Annotated in this window: 20 protein-coding genes and 3 tRNA genes; 6 read left to right on the top strand and 17 right to left on the bottom strand. The window is 72.3% G+C overall.

What is annotated here, in order from left to right:
• Positions 1–6: 6 nt before the first annotated feature.
• From BMW78_RS09255 to BMW78_RS09245, 3 genes are all read right to left on the bottom strand, one after another.
• The gene (locus BMW78_RS09255; protein WP_091758581.1) at positions 7–435 is read right to left on the bottom strand and encodes an OsmC family protein; all 429 of its coding nucleotides are present in this window, start codon (positions 433–435) and stop codon (positions 7–9) included.
• 218 nt (positions 436–653) lie between these two features.
• Entirely contained in the window at positions 654–1496 is an 843-nt protein-coding gene (locus tag BMW78_RS09250) for a hypothetical protein (protein ID WP_091758579.1), read from the bottom strand.
• The gene (locus tag BMW78_RS09245; RefSeq protein ID WP_177180330.1) at positions 1489–2127 is read right to left on the bottom strand and encodes an RNA polymerase sigma factor; all 639 of its coding nucleotides are present in this window, start codon (positions 2125–2127) and stop codon (positions 1489–1491) included. Before BMW78_RS09245 ends, BMW78_RS09250 begins: the two co-directional genes overlap by 8 nt.
• Positions 2128–2356: 229 nt before the next feature.
• Here BMW78_RS09245 and BMW78_RS09240 point away from each other — a divergent pair, with 229 nt between their 5' ends.
• The 3 genes from BMW78_RS09240 to BMW78_RS09235 all read left to right on the top strand — a co-directional run bounded on the left by BMW78_RS09240 (position 2357) and on the right by BMW78_RS09235 (position 4484).
• On the top strand, positions 2357–2977 hold the full coding sequence (locus BMW78_RS09240; RefSeq protein WP_091758577.1) for an antibiotic biosynthesis monooxygenase: 621 nt from the start codon (positions 2357–2359) through the stop codon (positions 2975–2977).
• 36 nt (positions 2978–3013) lie between these two features.
• On the top strand, positions 3014–3190 hold the full coding sequence (locus BMW78_RS20785; protein ID WP_177180329.1) for a hypothetical protein: 177 nt from the start codon (positions 3014–3016) through the stop codon (positions 3188–3190).
• Between the two features lie 631 nt (positions 3191–3821).
• The gene (locus BMW78_RS09235) at positions 3822–4484 is read left to right on the top strand and encodes an HAD family hydrolase (RefSeq protein WP_218144295.1); all 663 of its coding nucleotides are present in this window, start codon (positions 3822–3824) and stop codon (positions 4482–4484) included.
• Between the two features lie 20 nt (positions 4485–4504).
• Here BMW78_RS09235 and BMW78_RS09230 read toward each other — a convergent pair whose 3' ends face one another.
• On the bottom strand, positions 4505–5149 hold the full coding sequence (locus tag BMW78_RS09230) for a dihydrofolate reductase family protein (RefSeq protein ID WP_091758573.1): 645 nt from the start codon (positions 5147–5149) through the stop codon (positions 4505–4507).
• Between the two features lie 234 nt (positions 5150–5383).
• On the opposite strand from BMW78_RS09230, the gene BMW78_RS09225 reads away from it, so the two are divergent.
• Positions 5384–5818 (top strand): VOC family protein, encoded by a 435-nt coding sequence (locus BMW78_RS09225; protein WP_342707724.1) that lies wholly within the window; start codon positions 5384–5386, stop codon positions 5816–5818.
• A gap of 165 nt (positions 5819–5983) precedes the next feature.
• Here BMW78_RS09225 and BMW78_RS09220 read toward each other — a convergent pair whose 3' ends face one another.
• Positions 5984–6217, bottom strand: a complete 234-nt coding sequence (locus tag BMW78_RS09220) for a hypothetical protein (protein ID WP_143056200.1) — start codon at positions 6215–6217, stop codon at positions 5984–5986.
• 282 nt (positions 6218–6499) lie between these two features.
• Positions 6500–6576 (bottom strand) — tRNA-Phe (locus BMW78_RS09215).
• Positions 6577–6705: 129 nt separating this feature from the next.
• Here BMW78_RS09215 and BMW78_RS09210 point away from each other — a divergent pair.
• Positions 6706–7629: an NADP-dependent oxidoreductase gene (locus BMW78_RS09210; RefSeq protein ID WP_091758568.1), complete on the top strand. Its 924-nt coding sequence runs from the start codon at positions 6706–6708 to the stop codon at positions 7627–7629.
• Positions 7630–7699: 70 nt separating this feature from the next.
• Here the strand turns inward: BMW78_RS09210 and BMW78_RS09205 are convergent, their stop codons facing one another.
• The 10 genes from BMW78_RS09205 to BMW78_RS09160 form a co-directional block, all read right to left on the bottom strand.
• Entirely contained in the window at positions 7700–8380 is a 681-nt protein-coding gene (locus BMW78_RS09205) for a DUF2231 domain-containing protein (protein WP_177180328.1), read from the bottom strand.
• 134 nt (positions 8381–8514) lie between these two features.
• Positions 8515–8588: transfer RNA gene (locus tag BMW78_RS09200), tRNA-Asp, on the bottom strand.
• Between the two features lie 22 nt (positions 8589–8610).
• Positions 8611–8683, bottom strand: a tRNA-Glu gene (locus tag BMW78_RS09195).
• Positions 8684–8789: 106 nt separating this feature from the next.
• Complete coding sequence (locus tag BMW78_RS09190; protein ID WP_091758566.1) at positions 8790–9164, bottom strand: GntR family transcriptional regulator; 375 nt, start codon at positions 9162–9164, stop codon at positions 8790–8792.
• Positions 9161–10219 carry a PHP domain-containing protein gene (locus BMW78_RS09185; RefSeq protein WP_091758564.1) on the bottom strand — a complete coding sequence of 353 codons (1059 nt, stop codon included), beginning with the start codon at positions 10217–10219 and terminating at the stop codon, positions 9161–9163. The genes BMW78_RS09190 and BMW78_RS09185 overlap by 4 nt, the downstream gene beginning before the upstream one ends.
• A 7-nt stretch (positions 10220–10226) precedes the next feature.
• Positions 10227–11072: an oxidoreductase gene (locus BMW78_RS09180; RefSeq protein ID WP_091759122.1), complete on the bottom strand. Its 846-nt coding sequence runs from the start codon at positions 11070–11072 to the stop codon at positions 10227–10229.
• Positions 11073–11131: 59 nt separating this feature from the next.
• The gene (locus BMW78_RS09175; protein WP_091758562.1) at positions 11132–11953 is read right to left on the bottom strand and encodes a hypothetical protein; all 822 of its coding nucleotides are present in this window, start codon (positions 11951–11953) and stop codon (positions 11132–11134) included.
• Positions 11954–12034: 81 nt separating this feature from the next.
• Positions 12035–13243 carry a cysteine desulfurase-like protein gene (locus BMW78_RS09170; protein ID WP_091758561.1) on the bottom strand — a complete coding sequence of 403 codons (1209 nt, stop codon included), beginning with the start codon at positions 13241–13243 and terminating at the stop codon, positions 12035–12037.
• A 12-nt stretch (positions 13244–13255) separates the two neighbouring features.
• Positions 13256–14506 (bottom strand): hypothetical protein, encoded by a 1251-nt coding sequence (locus BMW78_RS09165; protein ID WP_143056199.1) that lies wholly within the window; start codon positions 14504–14506, stop codon positions 13256–13258.
• Positions 14503–15507, bottom strand: coding sequence for a pirin family protein (locus BMW78_RS09160; protein WP_091759121.1), 1005 nt, complete (start codon positions 15505–15507; stop codon positions 14503–14505). Before BMW78_RS09160 ends, BMW78_RS09165 begins: the two co-directional genes overlap by 4 nt.
• Positions 15508–15641: 134 nt before the next feature.
• On the opposite strand from BMW78_RS09160, the gene BMW78_RS09155 reads away from it, so the two are divergent.
• The gene (locus BMW78_RS09155; protein ID WP_091758557.1) at positions 15642–16400 is read left to right on the top strand and encodes a hypothetical protein; all 759 of its coding nucleotides are present in this window, start codon (positions 15642–15644) and stop codon (positions 16398–16400) included.
• Positions 16401–16427: 27 nt separating this feature from the next.
• Here the strand turns inward: BMW78_RS09155 and BMW78_RS09150 are convergent, their stop codons facing one another.
• The gene (locus BMW78_RS09150) at positions 16428–17078 is read right to left on the bottom strand and encodes a hypothetical protein (protein WP_091758556.1); all 651 of its coding nucleotides are present in this window, start codon (positions 17076–17078) and stop codon (positions 16428–16430) included.
• Positions 17079–17220 lie beyond the last annotated feature (142 nt).

Here is a 17220-nt window from a genome sequence, read left to right as displayed (position 1 = left end):
GGGTGCCTACTCGGCGAAGGTGGCCTCGAGCGTGATCGGCACGGCCTTGAGGGCCTGGCTGACCGGGCAACCCTCCTTGGCGCCCTCGGCGGCCTCCTGGAACTGCTCGGCGGTGATGCCGGGGACCGCGCCGGTCACCTTCAGCACGATGCCGGTGATGCCGGTGCCGGGCTGGAAGGTCACCTCGGCGTTGGTGTCGATCGTCGTCGGCGGGGTGCCCGCCTGGGCCAGCGCGTGGGAGAGGGCCATCGAGAAGCAGGTCGAGTGGGCCGCGGCGATGAGCTCCTCGGGGCTGGTGCGGCCGTTCGGCTCCTCCGCCCGCGAGGCCCACGTCACGTCGTAGGCGCCGAGCCCCGACGAGTCCAGCGTGACCTTGCCGGCTCCCTCCATGAGGGAGCCTTCCCAGTGGGCTGAAGCGGTGCGGGTGGTTGCCATCCAAGTGCTCCTTCGATCGTGGTCAGTCGTATGCCGTGCACGGCCTCCCTCAGCCTCGCCTCGCCGCCCTGTGTTGGCAACCGCAGGCCAGGCCGGCCGGGTCCACATCGCCGGACCCAGCCCGTCCAGACCGCAGAGGGCCCGACCTCGCTGGGAGGTCGGGCCCTCTGTGTCATCAGCCCGTCAGCCCGTCAGGCCGGGCCGAGCGGGGGAGCGGTTCAGTGGCGGCTCTTGTGGCTGTCGCCACCGGAGCGCGAGCCCTCGTCGGAGCCGCTCTGCTGGTCGGCGTCCTCGTGGTCGCCGGAGTCCTCGCTCGACTGCTTCTGCTGGTCGGCGCCCTCCTGCTCCTGGGCGTCGTCACCCTGCTCGGTGCTCTTCTGGTCAGCGTGCTTGGTGCCCTGGTGCTCGGCACGGTGGTCGACCGAGCCGCCACCGCGGACGTCGGCGTGCTCGTCGTCCGCGCCCTTGCCGTCGTGGTGGTTGGCGTAGGCGCGCGGGTTCACGGTGGTCGCCGGCGCGGGGGCCTGGGTCTCGGTCGGGTCCGAGGTCTCCGTGGGCTCGGCGGTCTCGGTCTCGGTGGGCTCGGCGGTCTCGGTCTCGGTCGGCTCCGCGGTCTCGGTCTCCGTGGGCTCTGCCGTCTCGGTCTCGGTGGGCTCGGCGGTCTCGGTCTCGGTCGCCTCGGTGGTGGTGCTGGTGGTGTCGGTCGGGTCGGCCTGGACGACCGAGGTGTTGACCGGGTCGCTGGTCGCGGCCATGGCTGCGGCGCCGACCGTGGCCAGGGCGACGGCCGCGCCAGCGGCCGCGGCGGCGCGGCGGATGCGTGCTGCCTTGAGGTGGATCACCTTCATGAGGGAGGTCCTTCGCTGCTCGTGGTTCAGGGAGGGGGCGGTCGTGTCCGGGTGCACCATGAACGCCGCCAGCGCCGGGCTGGGCGCCGGCGGCTGCTCACGCCGAAGCCCGGCCACCTCACGCAGCGCGTCGGCAGCGTGGTCGTGGCTCCCCAGCTCGGAGAGGAACGACGGCTCGGGGTGGCCCTCAGGCTCGCGGTGGTTCTCAGACATGACGTGCCTTCCATCGCAGCAGCGGGCGCTCGGGATACGGCTTGCCGGAAATTTCCTCCTCGACCCGACGACGCAGGCGGGCCAACCCTCGGTGCTGCAGGGACTTGACCGTGCCCACGTCGCGGCCCAGCACCTCCGCCGTCTGCTGCAGGCTCAGGTCGCCGAAGACGCGCAACGTGACCACCTGGCGCTGGTCGGGCGTCAGCACGTCGAGCAGAGCCAGGGCGCGCTGGCTTCCCAGCAGCTCGGCCGCACACTCCTCGGCCGAAGCGGTGCAACGCTCGTCGATCGCGGGGTCGTACGGGACCGAGCCCCTGCGCCGCACGCTGCGGCGCACCCAGTCGACGTAGCGGCGGTGGGCGATCCGGAAGACCAGGCCCTTGAACTGCGCGAAGCTCTCAGTGTTGCGGGACAGGGCGCGGAACGCCGCCAGGAACACCTCGCTGGTGAGGTCGTCGGCGTCGTCGACCGCATGGGCCCTGAAGTAGGCGGCCACCGAGGGGGAGAGGGCGGTCCACAGGCGTCCGAAGGCGTCGCCGTCGCCGTCGACCGCGGCGCGCACGGTGCCGTCGAGAAGTCCCTCGGAGTCCTCGCTCGTCGCTTGTTCTTCGGCGCAGCCGACGTCGTCCATCTGCCGCAAGCCCTCCTCACCGAGCCACCGACCCGTGCCACGGGCCGGGTGCAGAGTAGGGCGCACTGCCGCCGTTTGGCAGGTTTCTTGACCATGTGCTGACGTTTGGCTCGTGGATGCTCTGGCGCGTGACGAGCCCGAGGTGACTATTGCCCGGCCCCGGTGGTGCGAGAAGCGTGGGTCGCGACGGCCGCGCCGTCCGGGCGCTGCCCCAACCGAAGGAGCACCCGTGTTCGCACGCACCACCACCATCCAGGGAAACCCGGGCCAGGTCGATGCCGGCATCGCCCACACGCGCGACGAGGTGTTCCCCGTCGTCACGGCGATGGACGGGTGCATCGGCATGTCGCTGCTCGTCGACCGGGAGTCCGGTCGCTGCATCGCCACCACTGCGTGGGAGTCGGAGGCGGCCATGTCCGCCTCGGCGGAGAGGGTCAGGTCCCTGCGCGAGGGCGCGGAGCAATCTCTCGGAGCCAGCGGGAGCAGCGTCGAGGCGTGGGAGCTCGCCGTGGCGCACCGCGACCACGCGTCGCCGGAGGGCGCCTTCGCCAGGGTCACGTGGCTGAGCGGCATCCCGAGCGCCGAACAGGTCACGGACTTCTACCGCATGACCATCCTGCCGCGGCTGCAGGAGATGGCCGGCTTCTGCAGCGCCACGCTCATGGTGAACCGTGACACCGGCCGGGCCGTGGGCACGCTCGTCCTCGAGACCCGGGCGCAGCTCGAGTCGACCCGGGAGGCGGCCAGGATGATGCGCGAGGCCACGGGCACGGAGATGGGCGCCATGATCGACGACGTCGCCGAGATGGAGCTCGCGCTCGCGCACCTGCACGTGCCCGAGATGGCCTGAGGCACAGGCCGGCCGGCGCTGCTATGGTCCGGCGGCATGGAGGCGGTGGTGGTCGCAGGCCGGTCGCTCGTCGGCGACCGTGAGCACCTGCCGTCGCACGTGCCGTCCGGACCCGCGCTCCTGGCGCTGGAGCTGAGCCGCGAGGCCCGCGGCATACGCGGTCTCGACGTGCTGCGTCGCAGCGTCGACCGCGCTCCGCCCCGACTGCCCTGACCTGACATCCCCGTGGGCGCTCGCGCCTCGCGCGAGCCCCCGCTTCCCCTTGCGCGCCGGACGGTATGCCGCGCGCGCGTGTCCGGAGGACAGGCCATGGCAGCACGCCCACTTCACGACCCGCGTTCGACGAACCTCAGACCTGTTGGCAGCCCAGCGGACCCACCACAGGTCCACGCCGAGCTGGCCCGGCTGGCCGCCGTGCGACGGCGCCAGCTCACGGCGGTCGCCCATGACCGCGGCGGCACCGTTGCCGCGGCATACCGGGACAGCGTCGTTCGGGCGCTTCAGCAGATCCGTCTGGCGCAGGACCGGCTGGCAGCCGGTCTCCACGGCGTCTGTGTCGAGTGTGCCGGTCCGATCGCGCCTGAGCGGCTGCGACGACGGCCCTCGGCGACGTCGTGCCTTCCGTGCGTCCTGGCCGCGCTACGGGGCAGGTAGGCCGGGCTCACGCCTGGTCGGACCGCTGTGGGCGACCGAAGAACCACCATGCGAGTGCGCCGACCACGCTGCCGGAAGACCAGGATGACGAGCCAGACACCTTGCGTTGACCAGGTCGCATGCCCTGGGTCCGCGGCCCGGTGAGTTGGATCGGAGTGCCGGGGCGCCGAAGGCTTGAGATGGTGTGGCCGTGGATGACGCACGAACGGTGATCTTCGACTGTGACGGGGTGCTCGTCGACAGCGAGCGGCTGATCCAAGAGGTCGACATGGCCATGATCGCGGAGCTGGGGTGGCCCATCACGCGTGAGGAGATCCTCAGCCAGCACATGGGGCGGACCTCGGCCGAGGTCGCGGCCAACATCGAGCGACACCTCGGTCGAGCCCTGCCCACCGACTTCCACGCCGTGCGCGATGCTGCCTATGCGGAGGCGTTTCGGAGCTCACTCGTCGAGGTGCCGGGCGTGAGGTCCGCCGTGTGCGAGCTGCAGGCGGCCGGGTGGCAGACGTGCGTCGCGTCGTCGGGGTCGCACGCCCGTATGCGTCTGACCCTGGGGGTGACCGGGTTGCGCGCGCTGTTCGAGGGCCGCGTCTACAGCGCTGACGACGTCGCTCGAGGCAAGCCAGCCCCCGACCTGTTCCTCCACGCGGCTCGCGACCTGGGCGCTGCCCCTGACCAGTGCGTCGTCGTCGAGGACAGCCCCTCGGGCGTCGCGGCGGCTCGAGCCGCCGGCATGCCGGTCGTCGGCTTCGCCGGGCTGACCCCACGCGCGGCCCTGGCCGAGGCCGATGTGGTGATCACGGCGATGGACGTGCTGGTCCCGACGGTGACGACCATGCTGCCGACGCCCTGAGCCGGTCGACCCACCCTCCGTCACTTCCGCCAGAAGAGGTGGTGGGTCACGCCGCTCGAGCTGGGTACGACGTCCAGGTGGTACCGGTCGAGGAGGTCGTCCGGCGAGTCCCAGAGGCGCAGCCCGGACCCGAGCTCGACCGGTGACACCACCACGTGCAGGGTGTCGACGAGGTCGGCCTCGAGGAACTGCCGGATCGTGCTGACCCCACCTCCCAGCCTGACGTCCTTGCCCTGCGCCGCGTCACGGGCCTGGGCCAGCACTGTTGCCGGGTCCGCGTCGACGAAGTGGAACGTCGTGTCCGACAGCGTCAGAGGGGCTCGCTCGTGGTGGGTCATGACGAAGACCGGAGTGTGGAACGGAGGCTCGTCGCCCCACCACCCGTTCCACTCGTGGTCCTCCCAGGGTCCGCGATACGGGCTGAACTTGTTGCGGCCCATGATCTCCGCCCCGATGTTGCACGCGAAGTCGCGCGTGAAGTAGTCGTCCAGTCCACGGCTTCCGCCGGGGTCCGTGCGCATGGGCCAGCTGGCGGTGGCCCCGGCCCACGAGAAGAGCCTCTCCGGGTCGACGTGGCCGAAGGGGCGCTCCAAGGACTGGTCCTCACCGGCTGCGATGCCATCACGCGAGACCGTGAAGTTCTGCACTCTGACGAGCTGGGGCACGCGTCCTCCTATGTTGGGGTGTCGGTGGTGAGACCCTTGACGTGGCCGATACTCATCGCCGCTCCTCGCCCGCGCAAGGGCGGAGCCGACTGTCGGCACTCAGCCGGTCGTCGATGGGAGGCTGCCTCCATGACGAACTCGACGCTCGTGCAGGTCAGGATTGCGCGAGAGCCGGACGTGTCATGACCACGTGGGCCGAGGTCGCGCTCTGGCAGGGCAGCCTGCCAGAGGCAGATCCGGGACGGCGCGTGCTCGTTCTGCCCGGTAGCGGGTACTCGGTCGACCTCCCGGGCCTGCAGCTGCCCATGCGCGCCTTGGCCCTGGCTGGATGGCAGGTGCCCGGTCAGCGACCTTGAACGCTCCGCGCGTTGGTATGCAAGGGTTCTGGCCTTCGATCCCGACCGGTTCTCCCATGAGGACACCATCCTCGACATTCCCGTCGAGGACGGACCGCGGTTGGCGCTGGACGCCAACCGCCCGCAGTTCACCGCCGACGGACCGCCGAGGTTCTTCTTCTGGACCGATGACCTGGCTGCAACCGTCGAGCACCTCCAGGGACTCGACGTTCGCATCACGTCTGAGGTCGAGGACATCGGCAGTGTGTTCTTCGTGCAGTTCGAAGATCCGGACGGCAACCCGCTGATGGTGTGCCAGCGCGCGAGCTGGTGAACCCGCCCTTGATGTCGACGCCGGGGTAGCTGGCGGTGCGCGTTCGCCGTCACATCGCTCCGCACCAGCTTCGGTAACGCTCTGTGGTCGCCAGGGGCGGCCGACCAGTGGGCAGGCCTCAGCAGGGAAGGGCGGGGGAGTGGGGCGTGGCAAAGGGCGACACGATCAGCACATGTCGTGTGTCCGCATGGAGTTCACCATGTCACCGAAGGTGCGCCAGTACATGACTGACCCATCCGGCATGGTCATGGTGATGCTGCCGCGCGAGCTGATGGTGTAGGGCAGCATCACGCCTGCACAGCCATACACCGCCTGGCCGAAGTTGTCGGTGCTGGCGTTTGCAGGGGCTGCGACGCTCAGGCCCACCACGGCCACGGCCATCGCAGTGAGAAGTCCCATGCGGGTGGGCCCGCTGAAGTGACGACTACTTCTCGACATCTCACGTCTCCGTCTTGTCGTGGAGGCTGAGGGCAGCCTCGTGGTTGAGGCTTTCCATCAAACGGGTCTGGTGCGCCTTCGAGTAGCGCCTTACGACCTGCCCGTCCGGGTCCATGGCCTCACGTCAGCAGTCACATGCCCAGGCAGACAACCCAACAGGGGCGATGTGCGCGCAGGCGCGCCGGGCTCTGGTCCGGAAAAACGAAACCGCAGGCCATCCAGTGGATGACCTGCGGTCTTGTGTGGTGGCCAGGGGCGGGGTCGAACCGCCGACCTTCCGATTTTCAGTCGGACGCTCGTACCAACTGAGCTACCTGGCCGTGACAACAAACTGCCAGCCGAGGCTGGCGCGGTCGCGACTATACCGGACGTCCGGCCCCCGCTCCCAACCGGCTGCCGGCGGGCACCTCCGTGGAATAGCAGCCCCGCGAAGCCCCGTTGGACCCGCCATGCGTGCCATCACCTATGACCAGTACGGCGACCCCGACAACCTGACCCTTTCCGACGTCCCCGGCCCGAAGGTCGGCCCAGCGGAGGTCCTGATCCGGGTCCGCAGCGCCTCGGTGAACCCGGTGGACTGGAAGGTGGCTGCCGGCGGCCTGGACCCGCTGATGAACATCACCTTCCCCGCGATCCCCGGCTGGGACGTCGCCGGTGTGGTGGAGCGCGTCGGCCTCGACACCCCCGAGTTCCAGCCCGGCGACGAGGTCATCGCCTACGCCCGCAAGGACTGGGTGCACGGCGGCACCTTCGCCGAGCTCGTGACGGTGCCGGTGCGTGCGGTCGCCCGCAAGCCCAAGGCGCTGGACTGGAACCAGGCCGCCGGCCTGCCGCTCGCCGGCCTCTCGGCCTACCAGCTGCTCAGCCGCCTCGGTCTCGCCAAGGGTGAGACGGTGCTCGTCCACGCGGCCGCGGGTGGCGTCGGCAGCCTCGCGGTGCAGATCGCGAAGGCCACCGGCGCCCGGGTCATCGGCACTGCCTCCGAGGCCAACCACGACGCCCTGCGTGAGCTTGGCGCCGAGCCCGTCGCCTACGGCGAGGGCCTGCCGGAGCGAGTGCGTGAGCTGGCGCCCGACGGCGTCGACGTGGTCGTCGACTTCGTCGGTGGCGTGCTCGACGACACCCTCGCGGTGCTGAAGGAGGGCGGCCGCCACGGCTCCATCGTCGAGGGCGAGGTCGCCGAGAAGGGCGGCCTCTACGCGTGGGTCCGACCCAACGCGGCCGACCTGCAGGCGCTTGCCGACCTCGCCGACCAGGGCCTCCTCACCGTCCCGGTCACCGAGGTCTTCCCGCTCGAGAAGACGGCCGAGGCGTTCCGCGTCAGCCAGGGCGGACACGTCCGCGGCAAGATCGCCATCGAGGTCAGCAGCTAGCAGCGGGTATGCCGCGTGCGCGCCGTTGCGCACGCGGCATACCGGTCTGGTGTGGTCACCCTCCGATCGTTCAGTCGGTGACCGGGTCGTCGCTTCCCGGTGTGACTCCGACGCCGGTGGTCGGTGCCGGCCTGGAGAGGGTCGGCCCGACGCCGTCGCGGCCGAAGGCCGCGTCACGGGTGCCGACCTTGCGGGCTGTGGCGAGGTGGCCGCCCAGGAAGGCCGACGCGGTGGCGACGGCCATGCCGGCCAGCGCACTGGCGACGCCGACGCCGTGCCGGCCACGGCCCCGCGAGACCCACGAGCTGCCGAGCAGGCCCAGGGCAGCCGTGTTCAGGAGCGCGTGCGCCGACCCGACCCGGCGCTCGGGGTTACCCGTGTCGTGCCACTCGGCGAACCCGGTGGCGGCGGTCGGCACCGCCGCGAGCAGACCGGCGCCGAGAAGCTTCCGCGCCGCCTCACGAGAGCCCACGCCTCCGATGAGGTCGAGGACGACGGCAGAGGTCCACAGGCCGACGGGCACGTCGGTCAGCGGCGGGTGGATGGCGTGACCCACCCCGCGGCCCTGGAGCAGCCCGCGCAGGCCCGGCGAGCGGGTGACGGGGGTGCTGAGCCGCGACAGCACGGCGCCGACGGTGTCGAGGGCCGCGGTCCCCTCCAGCGCCTGCACCGCCTGCACGAGCGGCGACCCACCGGTCGGCGTGGGGTGCGGGACATCGGGCAGGGCGGCGTGGTCGGGGTTGGACGTCATACCTGCCTGTACCCACGACCGCACCGGGGATGCACGGTCCATCGAGGTTGCCTGCAACGGCGGCGGACCCCGGTCCGGTGTGCTGGGACAACGCGAGAGGCGCCGCTCTCCTGAGCGGCGCCTCTCATGCGAAGCGACCCCGACGGGACTCGAACCCGCGACCTCCGCCGTGACAGGGCGGCGCGCTAACCAACTGCGCTACGGGGCCTTGGTTAAGGCCTGTGGTGCTGTATCCCCAACGGGATTCGAACCCGTGCTACCGCCGTGAAAGGGCGGGGTCCTAGGCCGCTAGACGATGGGGACCGGCTCTCGCCGAACCCTCGCGCCCAGCCAGCAGGGCTCGGATCCGTCGAGGACTCGGAAAGCATACGGGTCGGACGGCGAATACTCCAAAACGGGCTCTCCGGGGTCAGCCGCGCAGGTTCTGGAGGGCCTTCCGGACCAGCGCCACCGCCTCCTCCTCGGTCACCCGCGACCGGGCCGCGCGCTCGGCGAACGCGGCTGCCGCACGCTGCAGCGCCACCTCGTCACGCTGCGCACCGGGTGCCACCACGGTGCCGGCACGGCTCGCCGTGGCCACCAGGCCCTCGGCCTCGAGCTCGCGGTAGGCACGGGCCACGGTGTTGACGGCGACCCCGAGGTCGGCGGCCAGGCCGCGCACGGTCGGCAGCCGCTCGCCCTCGGCCAAGGCGCCGGACTCGATGAGCACCGCCAGCTGGGCGCGGATCTGCTCGAACGGCGCCACCGACCCGTGCTGGTCGACGGACAGGGCGGGCAGCGTCATGCCGCACCCCCGCGAGCCCAATCCACGAGCCGGTCGGCGTCCCAGGTGTTGACGATGCGCTCGGCGGGAACACCGAGCCGCTCGGCCCGCTCGCAGCCCAGCGCCTTGAAGTCGAGCTGGCCCGGGGCGTGCGCGTCGGAGTCGATCGAGAAGAGGCACCCGATCTCGAGGGCGAGTTCGAGCAGCTCGTCGGGCGGGTCCTGTCGCTCGGGCCGGCTGTTGATCTCCACGGCGACGTCATTCTCCGCGCACGCCTCGAACACCGCCCTGGCGTCGAACTCGGACTGCGGCCGGGTGCCCCGTCCGCCCGTGACCAGCCGCCCCGTGCAGTGGCCGAGGACGTTCACCCGCGGGTTCTGCACCGCGGCGACCATGCGGCGGGTCATCGGGGCGGCGTTCATCTTCAGCTTCGAGTGCACGCTCGCGACGACGACGTCGAGGCGGTCGAGCATCTCGGGCGTCTGGTCGAGGCTGCCGTCGTCGAGGATGTCGACCTCGATGCCCTTCAACAGCCGGAAGTCTCCGCCCAGGGAGGCGTTCACCTGGTCGACGACCCCCAGCTGGCGCGTGAGGCGCTCGCTCGACAGGCCGTTGGCGACCTTCAGCCGCGGGGAGTGGTCGGTCAGCACGAGGTAGTCGTGCCCGAGCTCGACCGCGGTCAGCACCATCTCGTCGATGGGACTGCCCCCGTCGGACCAGTCCGAGTGCGAGTGGCAGTCGCCCCTGAGGGCGGCTCGCAGGTCGTCGCCGCCGTCGGCAAGGCTGTCGGTCGCCTTGTCCTGCAACGACTTCAGGTATGCCGGCAGCTCACCTCGCACGGCCTCCGCCACCACGCCGGCGGTGGACTTCCCGATGCCGTTCAGCTCCTGGAGCGTGCCGGCCTCCGTCCGGGTGGTCAGCTCGGCGGGGTCGGTCGCGCGCACCACGGTGACGGCGCGCCGGAACGCCTCGACGCGGTAGGTGCCGGCGCGGTCGCGCTCGAGCAGGAAGGCGATGCGGCGCAGGGCGTCGGCCGGCTCGACCGGCGCCTCGAGTGGGGCGATGGGCGTGACCACGGGCGGCCTAGTGCTTGAACTGCTGCTTGACGAGCGTGTCCCACACCCGGTCGCCACCGAGGGTCCGCGCGGCCACCAGGGCCTTGGCGGCAGGGGTGAGCAGGTAGCGGGTCTTCGGCCGGTCCGCCTCGACGGCCTTGAGGATCGTGCGGGCCACGCTCTCGGGACCGACGGCGAGCAACGGGTTGGAGTACCCGCTCGAGGTGTTCTGCACGTTCTGTGCGATGAGTGTGGCGTAGGGCGAATCAGGCTGCGCGCCAGCGCCATTCGCCACAGAGGCGTGCACGGTGTCCTCGAAGCCGGTGCGGGTGATGCCGGGCTCGACCACGACGACGTCGATGCCGAACCCGCGCACCTCGCTGCGCAGGGCGTCGCTGATGGCCTCCACCGCGTGCTTCGTCGCGTGGTAGTAGCCGCCGACCGGGAAGGTGATCCGGCCACCCATCGAGCTGATGTTGATGATCCGGCCCCGGCCGGCGCGGCGCATGCCCGGCAGCACCAGCTGGGTCATGCGCGCGAGCCCGAAGACGTTGGTCTCGAACATGGTGCGCACCTTGTCGAGGTCGGCCTCCTCGACGGTGCCGTACTCGCCGTAGCCGGCATTGTTGACCAGCGTGCCGACCCGGCCGTGCTCGGTCTCGATGCGCTGGACCGCCGCGGTCATGGACTCCTCGGACGTCACGTCCAGTGCCATGACGCGGGCCCCCGCCTCCTCGAGGTCGGCCAGGGTCTCGGGGCGACGGGCCGTCGCGTAGACGGTGTGGCCGGCCTTGACGAGCAGGTCCGCGGCGGCCTTGCCGATGCCGGACGAGCAGCCGGTGATGAGGACGGGGTCGAGCGAGGTGGCGCGCATGGCGTCAGTGTCGCGCATCGCCCGACCGGTCGCGCGGCTCGTTCGGTGTGTCTGCCCAGTCAGGCAGCGTGCGGATGGGCCGGCGCTCCCGAGGTGGCCGCCGCGGCCTCGGCACGCTCCTTGATGCCGAGGAGCATGCGCCGCTCCATCACCGCGTGCGGCAGCTCGACGACCAGGGCGTAGAAGAGGGATGGCAAGCCCTTCGGCTGCGTGGCGCGCGCGATGAGCCGGCTGCGGTGCTCGCCTGCGGGTTCGACGACGTAGCTGCCCCAGTTCCTGACCACCAGGGCGCGGCCGGGCACCACGGCCTCGACGTCGGTGCCGAAGTCGGGTGCCATGCCGATCGGCGTCCCCACGTGCACGTCCTGCCACTCCGGGTGCACCCGGTCGGCGCTGTGGATCTGGCACCCGGCGAGGTTCTCGAGCCAGTCGTAGGTGTAGAACCCGCCCCTGGCCTGGCCGATCTGGGCGATCCACGGCCACACCGCGTCGGCAGGCGCCTCGACCGTCACGGCCCTCGTGATCTTGATGCCGGGCTCCGGCCCGACGGGGTCGTCCCCGGGGTACCACGCCGCCCGCTCCGAGGCGGTCGAGCCCCAGTTCTGGAGCCAGGGGCGCACGATCCCGCCGTAGACCACCGGCAGGGCCAGGAAGAACCCGGTCGCGCCGCAGGCAGCCGCGCGACCCGCGGGGGAGGGAGCCCGCGACGGCCACCGGCGCACGGCAGCCACCGGGGCGAGCGCGCTGGCCGCTGCCAGCACCGGCGGCCCTCCGATCGACACGGCGATCGAACGGCTGATCCGCAAGGCCTTCCGGGCTCCTGCCAGCCGGCCAGTGGATGGGGTGACGGTGTTGTGGACGCTCTGCTCGAGCTGGGTCATGGTTCCTCCTCGTGTCACCTCCCACACTGGGGCCGGTGAGACAGGAGGGGTCGGGCCGAAGGTCCCCGACCGGGCACGGCCTCAGCCGCCGACGACCTCCGCCAGGCCCTGCACCAGCCGGTCCGCGTCGTCCTCGTCGTTGTACGGCGCCAGCCCGATGCGCAGCGCGCCGGTGTCGCCCAGCCCCAGCACGCGCGAGGCCTCGATCGCGTAGAAGCAGGCGGCAGGGGCGTTGACGTTGCGCTCGGCGAGGGCGGCCCGCACGTCCTGGGAGTCGTGGCCCTCGAAGCGCACGAGCAGGGTGGGGGTGCGTCGGTCGGCCTGCGAGTAGAGCACCGCGCCCGGCAGGGCGGAGATGCCCTTCTCGATGCGCTCGCGCAGCCGGTCCTCGTGCTCCTCGAGCGACTGCATGGCGCTCAGCACCCGCGTGCGGCGGTCACCGGCACCGCCCAGAGGCGAGAGGGACGCGATGAAGTCCACGGCGGCGGTGGTGCCGGCCAGGAGCTCGTAGGGCAGCGTGCCGAGCTCGAACCGCTCGGGCACGGCGTTGGAGGACGGCAGCAGCTTCTCCGGCTGGAGCGTCTCCAGCAGCTCGGGGCTCGCCGCGACGACCCCGCAGTGCGGCCCCATGAACTTGTACGGCGAGCAGGCGAAGAAGTCCGCCCCCATCGCCTTGACGTCGACGCCGACGTGGGGCGTGTAGTGGACGCCGTCGACGTACAGCAGGCCGGGCGTCCCGTGCACCAGGTCGGCGATGGCCGCGACGTCGGGCCGCGTGCCGATCAGGTTGGAGGCCGCCGTGACCGCCACGAGGCGGGTGCGGTCGGAGAGCAGGTCACCGACCGCCTCGGGCGGCAGCTCCCCCGTGGCGGGGTCGAAGTCGGCCCAGCGGACGACGGCACCGACCCGCTCGGCAGCCTGCACCCACGGGCGGATGTTGGCGTCGTGGTCGAGTCGGGTGACCACCACCTCGTCGCCAGCCGACCAGGTGCGCGACAGGGTGCGGGCCATGTCGTAGGTGAGCGCCGTCATGCTGCGCCCGAACACCACCCCGCCCGGAGCGGTGCCCAGCAGGTCGCCCATCGCCGCGCGCGCGTCCTGCACGACCTGCTCGGCGCGCCGCTCCGCCCGGGTGACGGTGCCACGGTTGGCGATCGCGGACGTCATGGTCTCGGCGACGGCCGTCGCGACGACGTCTGGCACCTGGGACCCGCCCGGCCCGTCGAAGTGGGCGGCGCCCTCGGCGAGGGCGGGGAAGTGGGCTCGGAGCGCGGCGACGTCGAGGCTCATGGGCCGATCCTGTCAGGTGTGGTCGAGGGCGTACCGGGTGACCCGGCCATCCTCGCGGACGACGACACCACCCCGCGCGGCGAGCAGGAGGTCGGGCCGGCGGTCGGTGACCAGCCGGGCCGACTCCTCCCCGGACTCCGGGTTACGCAGGGTCAGGACGAACGCGTGGTCGTTTCCGCGAAAGGGGTTCGGCCACAAGGAAAGTCGTTGCACCGACACGGTCCAGCCTCCCGGTGCTCCCGGTTCCGGAACGTCCTCGGCGGAGACCTGCTCGCGCGACCCGCCGGCCAGGGTGTAGCGCTCCCAGGCCCCCGCGCGCTCCACCCACAGGTTCCCCTCGGCGGTGAACCACCGCGACGGCAGCGCCGTCGGGCACACCTGCGGGCTCACGCTGGTCCACGCCGGCGAGAGGCCGGCATACAGGCTGGTGACGCAGCGTCCGCCGCTCACGGTGGTCACGACCACCGGGCCGTCCGCGACGGCGAGGGTGGCCGCGTCGGGCACGAGGGTGCGCCGCCCGGTCGCGGGGTCGACGAGGAAGCTGCCGCCGCTGCCCCGCACCGGCAGCACCGCCACCCTGGGGAGCGAACCGACCGGGCCGGTGACGGTGGGAGACCCGCTCCGCTGCCCCGGGGCGTCGGTGGTCCACGCCAGGTGGCCTCGCGCGTCGACGCCCACGAGGGCGCACGATCCGCCGGACGTCGAGGTCGGGCAGGTCCTCAGCACGGTCATGCCGTCGGCCGCGGCCAGGGGCCTGATCCCCTGCGGGCCACGCGGACGCCACGTCCAACGGGCGCTGGCGTCGAGCCGCACCGAGTCGACCCGGTCGTCACGGACCACGAGCATGCGGTCGTCGGCGACCCAGCGGGAGCCACCGGTGACCGAGCCGAGGTGCACGGTCTTGCCGGTGCGCAGGTCGACCGAGGTGTTGTCGGCACTGACCAGCGCGCGACCACTGAGCACGTCGCCGTCGATGGCAGGTGCCTCCCACTGACCCGCCAGCCCACTGGTGCGCGGCCGCGCCAGCAGGGGCAGCGCGACAGCGGCGCCGGCCACCGCCACCCCGGCCAGCACCGCGACGACGACGGGGGCCCGGGAGCGCAGGGCGAGGGTGAGGCCGACGCCGCCGAGCACCACGCCCACCACGTAGAGCACCGGGACGGGCAGCACTGCGCCCACCACGACGAGGACGAGCCCGAGCCCGGCACACGCCAGCGCCGGGCGGGACCCTGCTGCCACCGGCGACTGTCGCGCACCCGTCATGCGGGGCTGGTGGGCGGCGGCGGGTTCTGCCGCGGCCGGATCCGCACCGGCGGCAGCTCAGGAGCGGGCAGGCGCGCCACCCGTCCCTGGTAGCCGACCACGGCGCCGAAACGGTCGCCCTCTTCCTGCCACTCGCGGCGGAACTGCTCGATCTCCTCGTGCGAGCGGCCGACGAAGTTCCACCACATGAGGATGTCCTCCTCGAACGGCGTGCCGCCGAGGAGCACCAGCCGAGCCGGTGCGTCGCTGTCGTTGGCGAGGGTGAGCGAGTGGAGTCCGGGGCCGATGAAGCCCATCGCTCCGCGCGCCGCGGCGACGCCCTCGAGGCTGACACCGTCGGTGTCGGCGAGCACCCCGTGCTCGAAGCCCTCGTCGACGGCGACCACGAGGTGGGCGCCCGGGTCGAGCACGACCTCGGCCCCGAGCAGCGGGGTGAAGGTGCGCACCGGCGAGGTCTGGCCGAGCAGCGAGCCGAGGAAGACCCGCACCACCGCCCCGGTGACGTGCACGGGCGGCGGGACGTGGTGTTGGAACATGCGCGGCTCGTCGCGGGCGTCGTCGGGAAGCGCCACCCACAGCTGCACGCCGTGCAGGACCGTGGTGGCGGGCGTGGAGACCTCCGAGTGGGCGATGCCGTGGCCGCCGGTCATCAGGTTCATCTCGCCGGGCCGCACCATGGCGTGGTTGCCGCCGCTGTCGCGGTGCTCGATCTCCCCGGAGAACAGCCAGCTCACCGTCTGCAGCCCGGTGTGCGGGTGGGGCGGGACGTCCATGCCCCCCGAGGTGCTCACGTCGTCGGGGCCGTAGTGGTCGGCGAAGCACCAGGCGCCGATGAGCGACCGCTGCCGCTGGGGGATGGTGCGCCGCACCGTCATGGCCCGCGGGCCCCCGAGTGGCACCTCCCGCGCCTCGAGCACCTCGACCACGGGTCGTCCGCCGGACTCCGGGACCGCGGTGTGCTCGCACTCGGTCTCGACCGGGCGGGTCTCCAGGTTGCTCATGGCCCACAGTTTGGCACCGGCCACGCCTCACGACGCCGCTCCCGGAGCCGTCCCGCGGCCAGTCGGTTCGGGAGTGCGGGCGCTTCCGCCGGATCCGGGGCATGGTTGGGGGGAAGGCGTCGGAGGAGGACCACATGCCCTACACGCAGCTGCTGCGGGCGGCCGGCCGCGCGACGGGCGCGGCCGCCGGACTGGGACTCGGAGCCGTGTTCGGGGCGGTCGCCGCGCTGCGGCACGGCCGGCCCCTGCATCCCCAGGGCGTGACCCTGCGCGTCACCCTGCTGGGGGAGGGCGCCGGCCGCACCGGCGTGCCGCTGCTCGACGACGCAGGGGTCAGCGACGGCACGGTGCGGGTGTCGCGCGCGATGGGCCTGCCGCCGTGGCTGCCCGACATCTACGGCGTGGCCCTGCGGCTGCCGCAGACGGCCGGCTACGACGAGGAACCGGCTGACCTGCTCTTCGCCTCCACGGGCGACTCGCGGCTGGGCCGGTTCACGCTCCTGCTCCACTCCGACCTCTCCGACGGGCCGCTGACGACGCTGCTGCCGGTGCGGTCACCGGCCGGTCCGCTGCTGCTGCGGCTCGAGCCGGTGCCCGGCTCCACCGTGCGCGAGGTCGGGCCGTCGTTGCGCGTGCCCGACCGGCTGTCGCTGTCGTATGCCGTGGGTACCGGCCCCTGGGTCCCCGTCGCCGAGGTGGCGGTGGGCGCCCGTATCGAGGGCCAGGACGACCCACGCCGTCACGACCCGGTCGTCCACCAGCTGCCGGGCACGGAGCAGTACCCGGTGGTGCGTTTCCTGCGCGAGCCGGCGTATGCCGCCGCCCGCCACCAGAAGGTGCCCGGCGAGGAGGCACGCGAGAGGGGTGCCACCGAGGCCAACAGCACCCGGTGACACCCCTGGTCGGTGGTGCGGGAGGTCCTACCGCCCGGCGCCGGTCAGCTCGGGGCGACGGGCGAGCAGGAGGCCGAGCGCGGCATACCCGATGAGCAGGTGGGTGGCCCCGATCCAGCGCGCCGGTCCGTCCCCGAGGAGGAGGAACGAGGGCACGGTCACGACGGCCCAGGTCTCCGCGACCAGCGGCCAGAACCGCAGCACGCCCTGCCAGCGGCCGGCGACGGCCACCTTGATGCCGATGACGAACATGCCGAGCATCGACAGCGGCCAGAAGGCGTCGAGCATCATGACCGGCCCGTCGCCGATGCTGCTCGGGAGCACGCCGTGGAGCAGCGACCAGAGCGAGGCGAGGCCGAGCAGGACGTACTCGACCCGGATCATGGCGCGGGCCTTCCTGGTCACGCCGGTGGCGCCGGTGCGGAGCATCGCGGTCAGCAGGGCGAAGACACCGACCTGGAAGCACAGGCCGGTCAGGTCGCCGACCCGGGCTCCGACGCCCTCGGCGGTGGGCCCGTAGACGAACTGCGACGCCGACCAGAGCAGGGTGCCGGCGGTCAGGGTGAGCCCCATCCGGCGGATGGTGCGCGGGTCGACGGTCCGGTCGCCGACGGTGGGCTGCGGCCGTGCCGCGTCGGTGCGGGCCAGGGCCGGCTGGGTGGTGAGGGTGTCGCTCATGACGGTTCCTTGTCGTGAAGTCGCGGTGCCCCGTGCACCGCCTTGCCCCAACAGTCGGGGCCGCGCGTCCCGGGCCCACAGGTGCCGGAGTCCGCAGTCGCGTCCTCGATGTGTCCCGGGTGACTCGGGACTCCGATCCTCG

The sequence above is a fragment of the Pedococcus cremeus genome, from assembly GCF_900111375.1.
Classification (GTDB): domain Bacteria; phylum Actinomycetota; class Actinomycetes; order Actinomycetales; family Dermatophilaceae; genus Pedococcus_A; species Pedococcus_A cremeus.
Note: the sequence above shows the minus strand (reverse complement) of the source record. Positions and strands in the feature narration are given on the sequence as shown.

Bases quoted from the DNA above. Each gene is read 5' to 3' on its own strand.
- BMW78_RS09255 (WP_091758581.1), bottom strand. From the start codon at position 435: ATGGCAACCACCCGCACCGCTTCAGCCCACTGGGAAGGCTCCCTCATG.
- BMW78_RS09250 (WP_091758579.1), bottom strand. From the start codon at position 1,496: ATGTCTGAGAACCACCGCGAGCCTGAGGGCCACCCCGAGCCGTCGTTC.
- BMW78_RS09245 (WP_177180330.1), bottom strand. From the start codon at position 2,127: ATGGACGACGTCGGCTGCGCCGAAGAACAAGCGACGAGCGAGGACTCC.
- BMW78_RS20785 (WP_177180329.1), top strand. From the start codon at position 3,014: ATGGAGGCGGTGGTGGTCGCAGGCCGGTCGCTCGTCGGCGACCGTGAG.
- BMW78_RS09220 (WP_143056200.1), bottom strand. From the start codon at position 6,217: ATGGGACTTCTCACTGCGATGGCCGTGGCCGTGGTGGGCCTGAGCGTC.
- BMW78_RS09210 (WP_091758568.1), top strand. From the start codon at position 6,706: ATGCGTGCCATCACCTATGACCAGTACGGCGACCCCGACAACCTGACC.
- BMW78_RS09205 (WP_177180328.1), bottom strand. From the start codon at position 8,380: ATGACGTCCAACCCCGACCACGCCGCCCTGCCCGATGTCCCGCACCCC.
- BMW78_RS09190 (WP_091758566.1), bottom strand. From the start codon at position 9,164: ATGACGCTGCCCGCCCTGTCCGTCGACCAGCACGGGTCGGTGGCGCCG.
- BMW78_RS09180 (WP_091759122.1), bottom strand. From the start codon at position 11,072: ATGCGCGCCACCTCGCTCGACCCCGTCCTCATCACCGGCTGCTCGTCC.
- BMW78_RS09175 (WP_091758562.1), bottom strand. From the start codon at position 11,953: ATGACCCAGCTCGAGCAGAGCGTCCACAACACCGTCACCCCATCCACT.
- BMW78_RS09170 (WP_091758561.1), bottom strand. From the start codon at position 13,243: ATGAGCCTCGACGTCGCCGCGCTCCGAGCCCACTTCCCCGCCCTCGCC.
- BMW78_RS09165 (WP_143056199.1), bottom strand. From the start codon at position 14,506: ATGACGGGTGCGCGACAGTCGCCGGTGGCAGCAGGGTCCCGCCCGGCG.
- BMW78_RS09160 (WP_091759121.1), bottom strand. From the start codon at position 15,507: ATGAGCAACCTGGAGACCCGCCCGGTCGAGACCGAGTGCGAGCACACC.
- BMW78_RS09155 (WP_091758557.1), top strand. From the start codon at position 15,642: ATGCCCTACACGCAGCTGCTGCGGGCGGCCGGCCGCGCGACGGGCGCG.
- BMW78_RS09150 (WP_091758556.1), bottom strand. From the start codon at position 17,078: ATGAGCGACACCCTCACCACCCAGCCGGCCCTGGCCCGCACCGACGCG.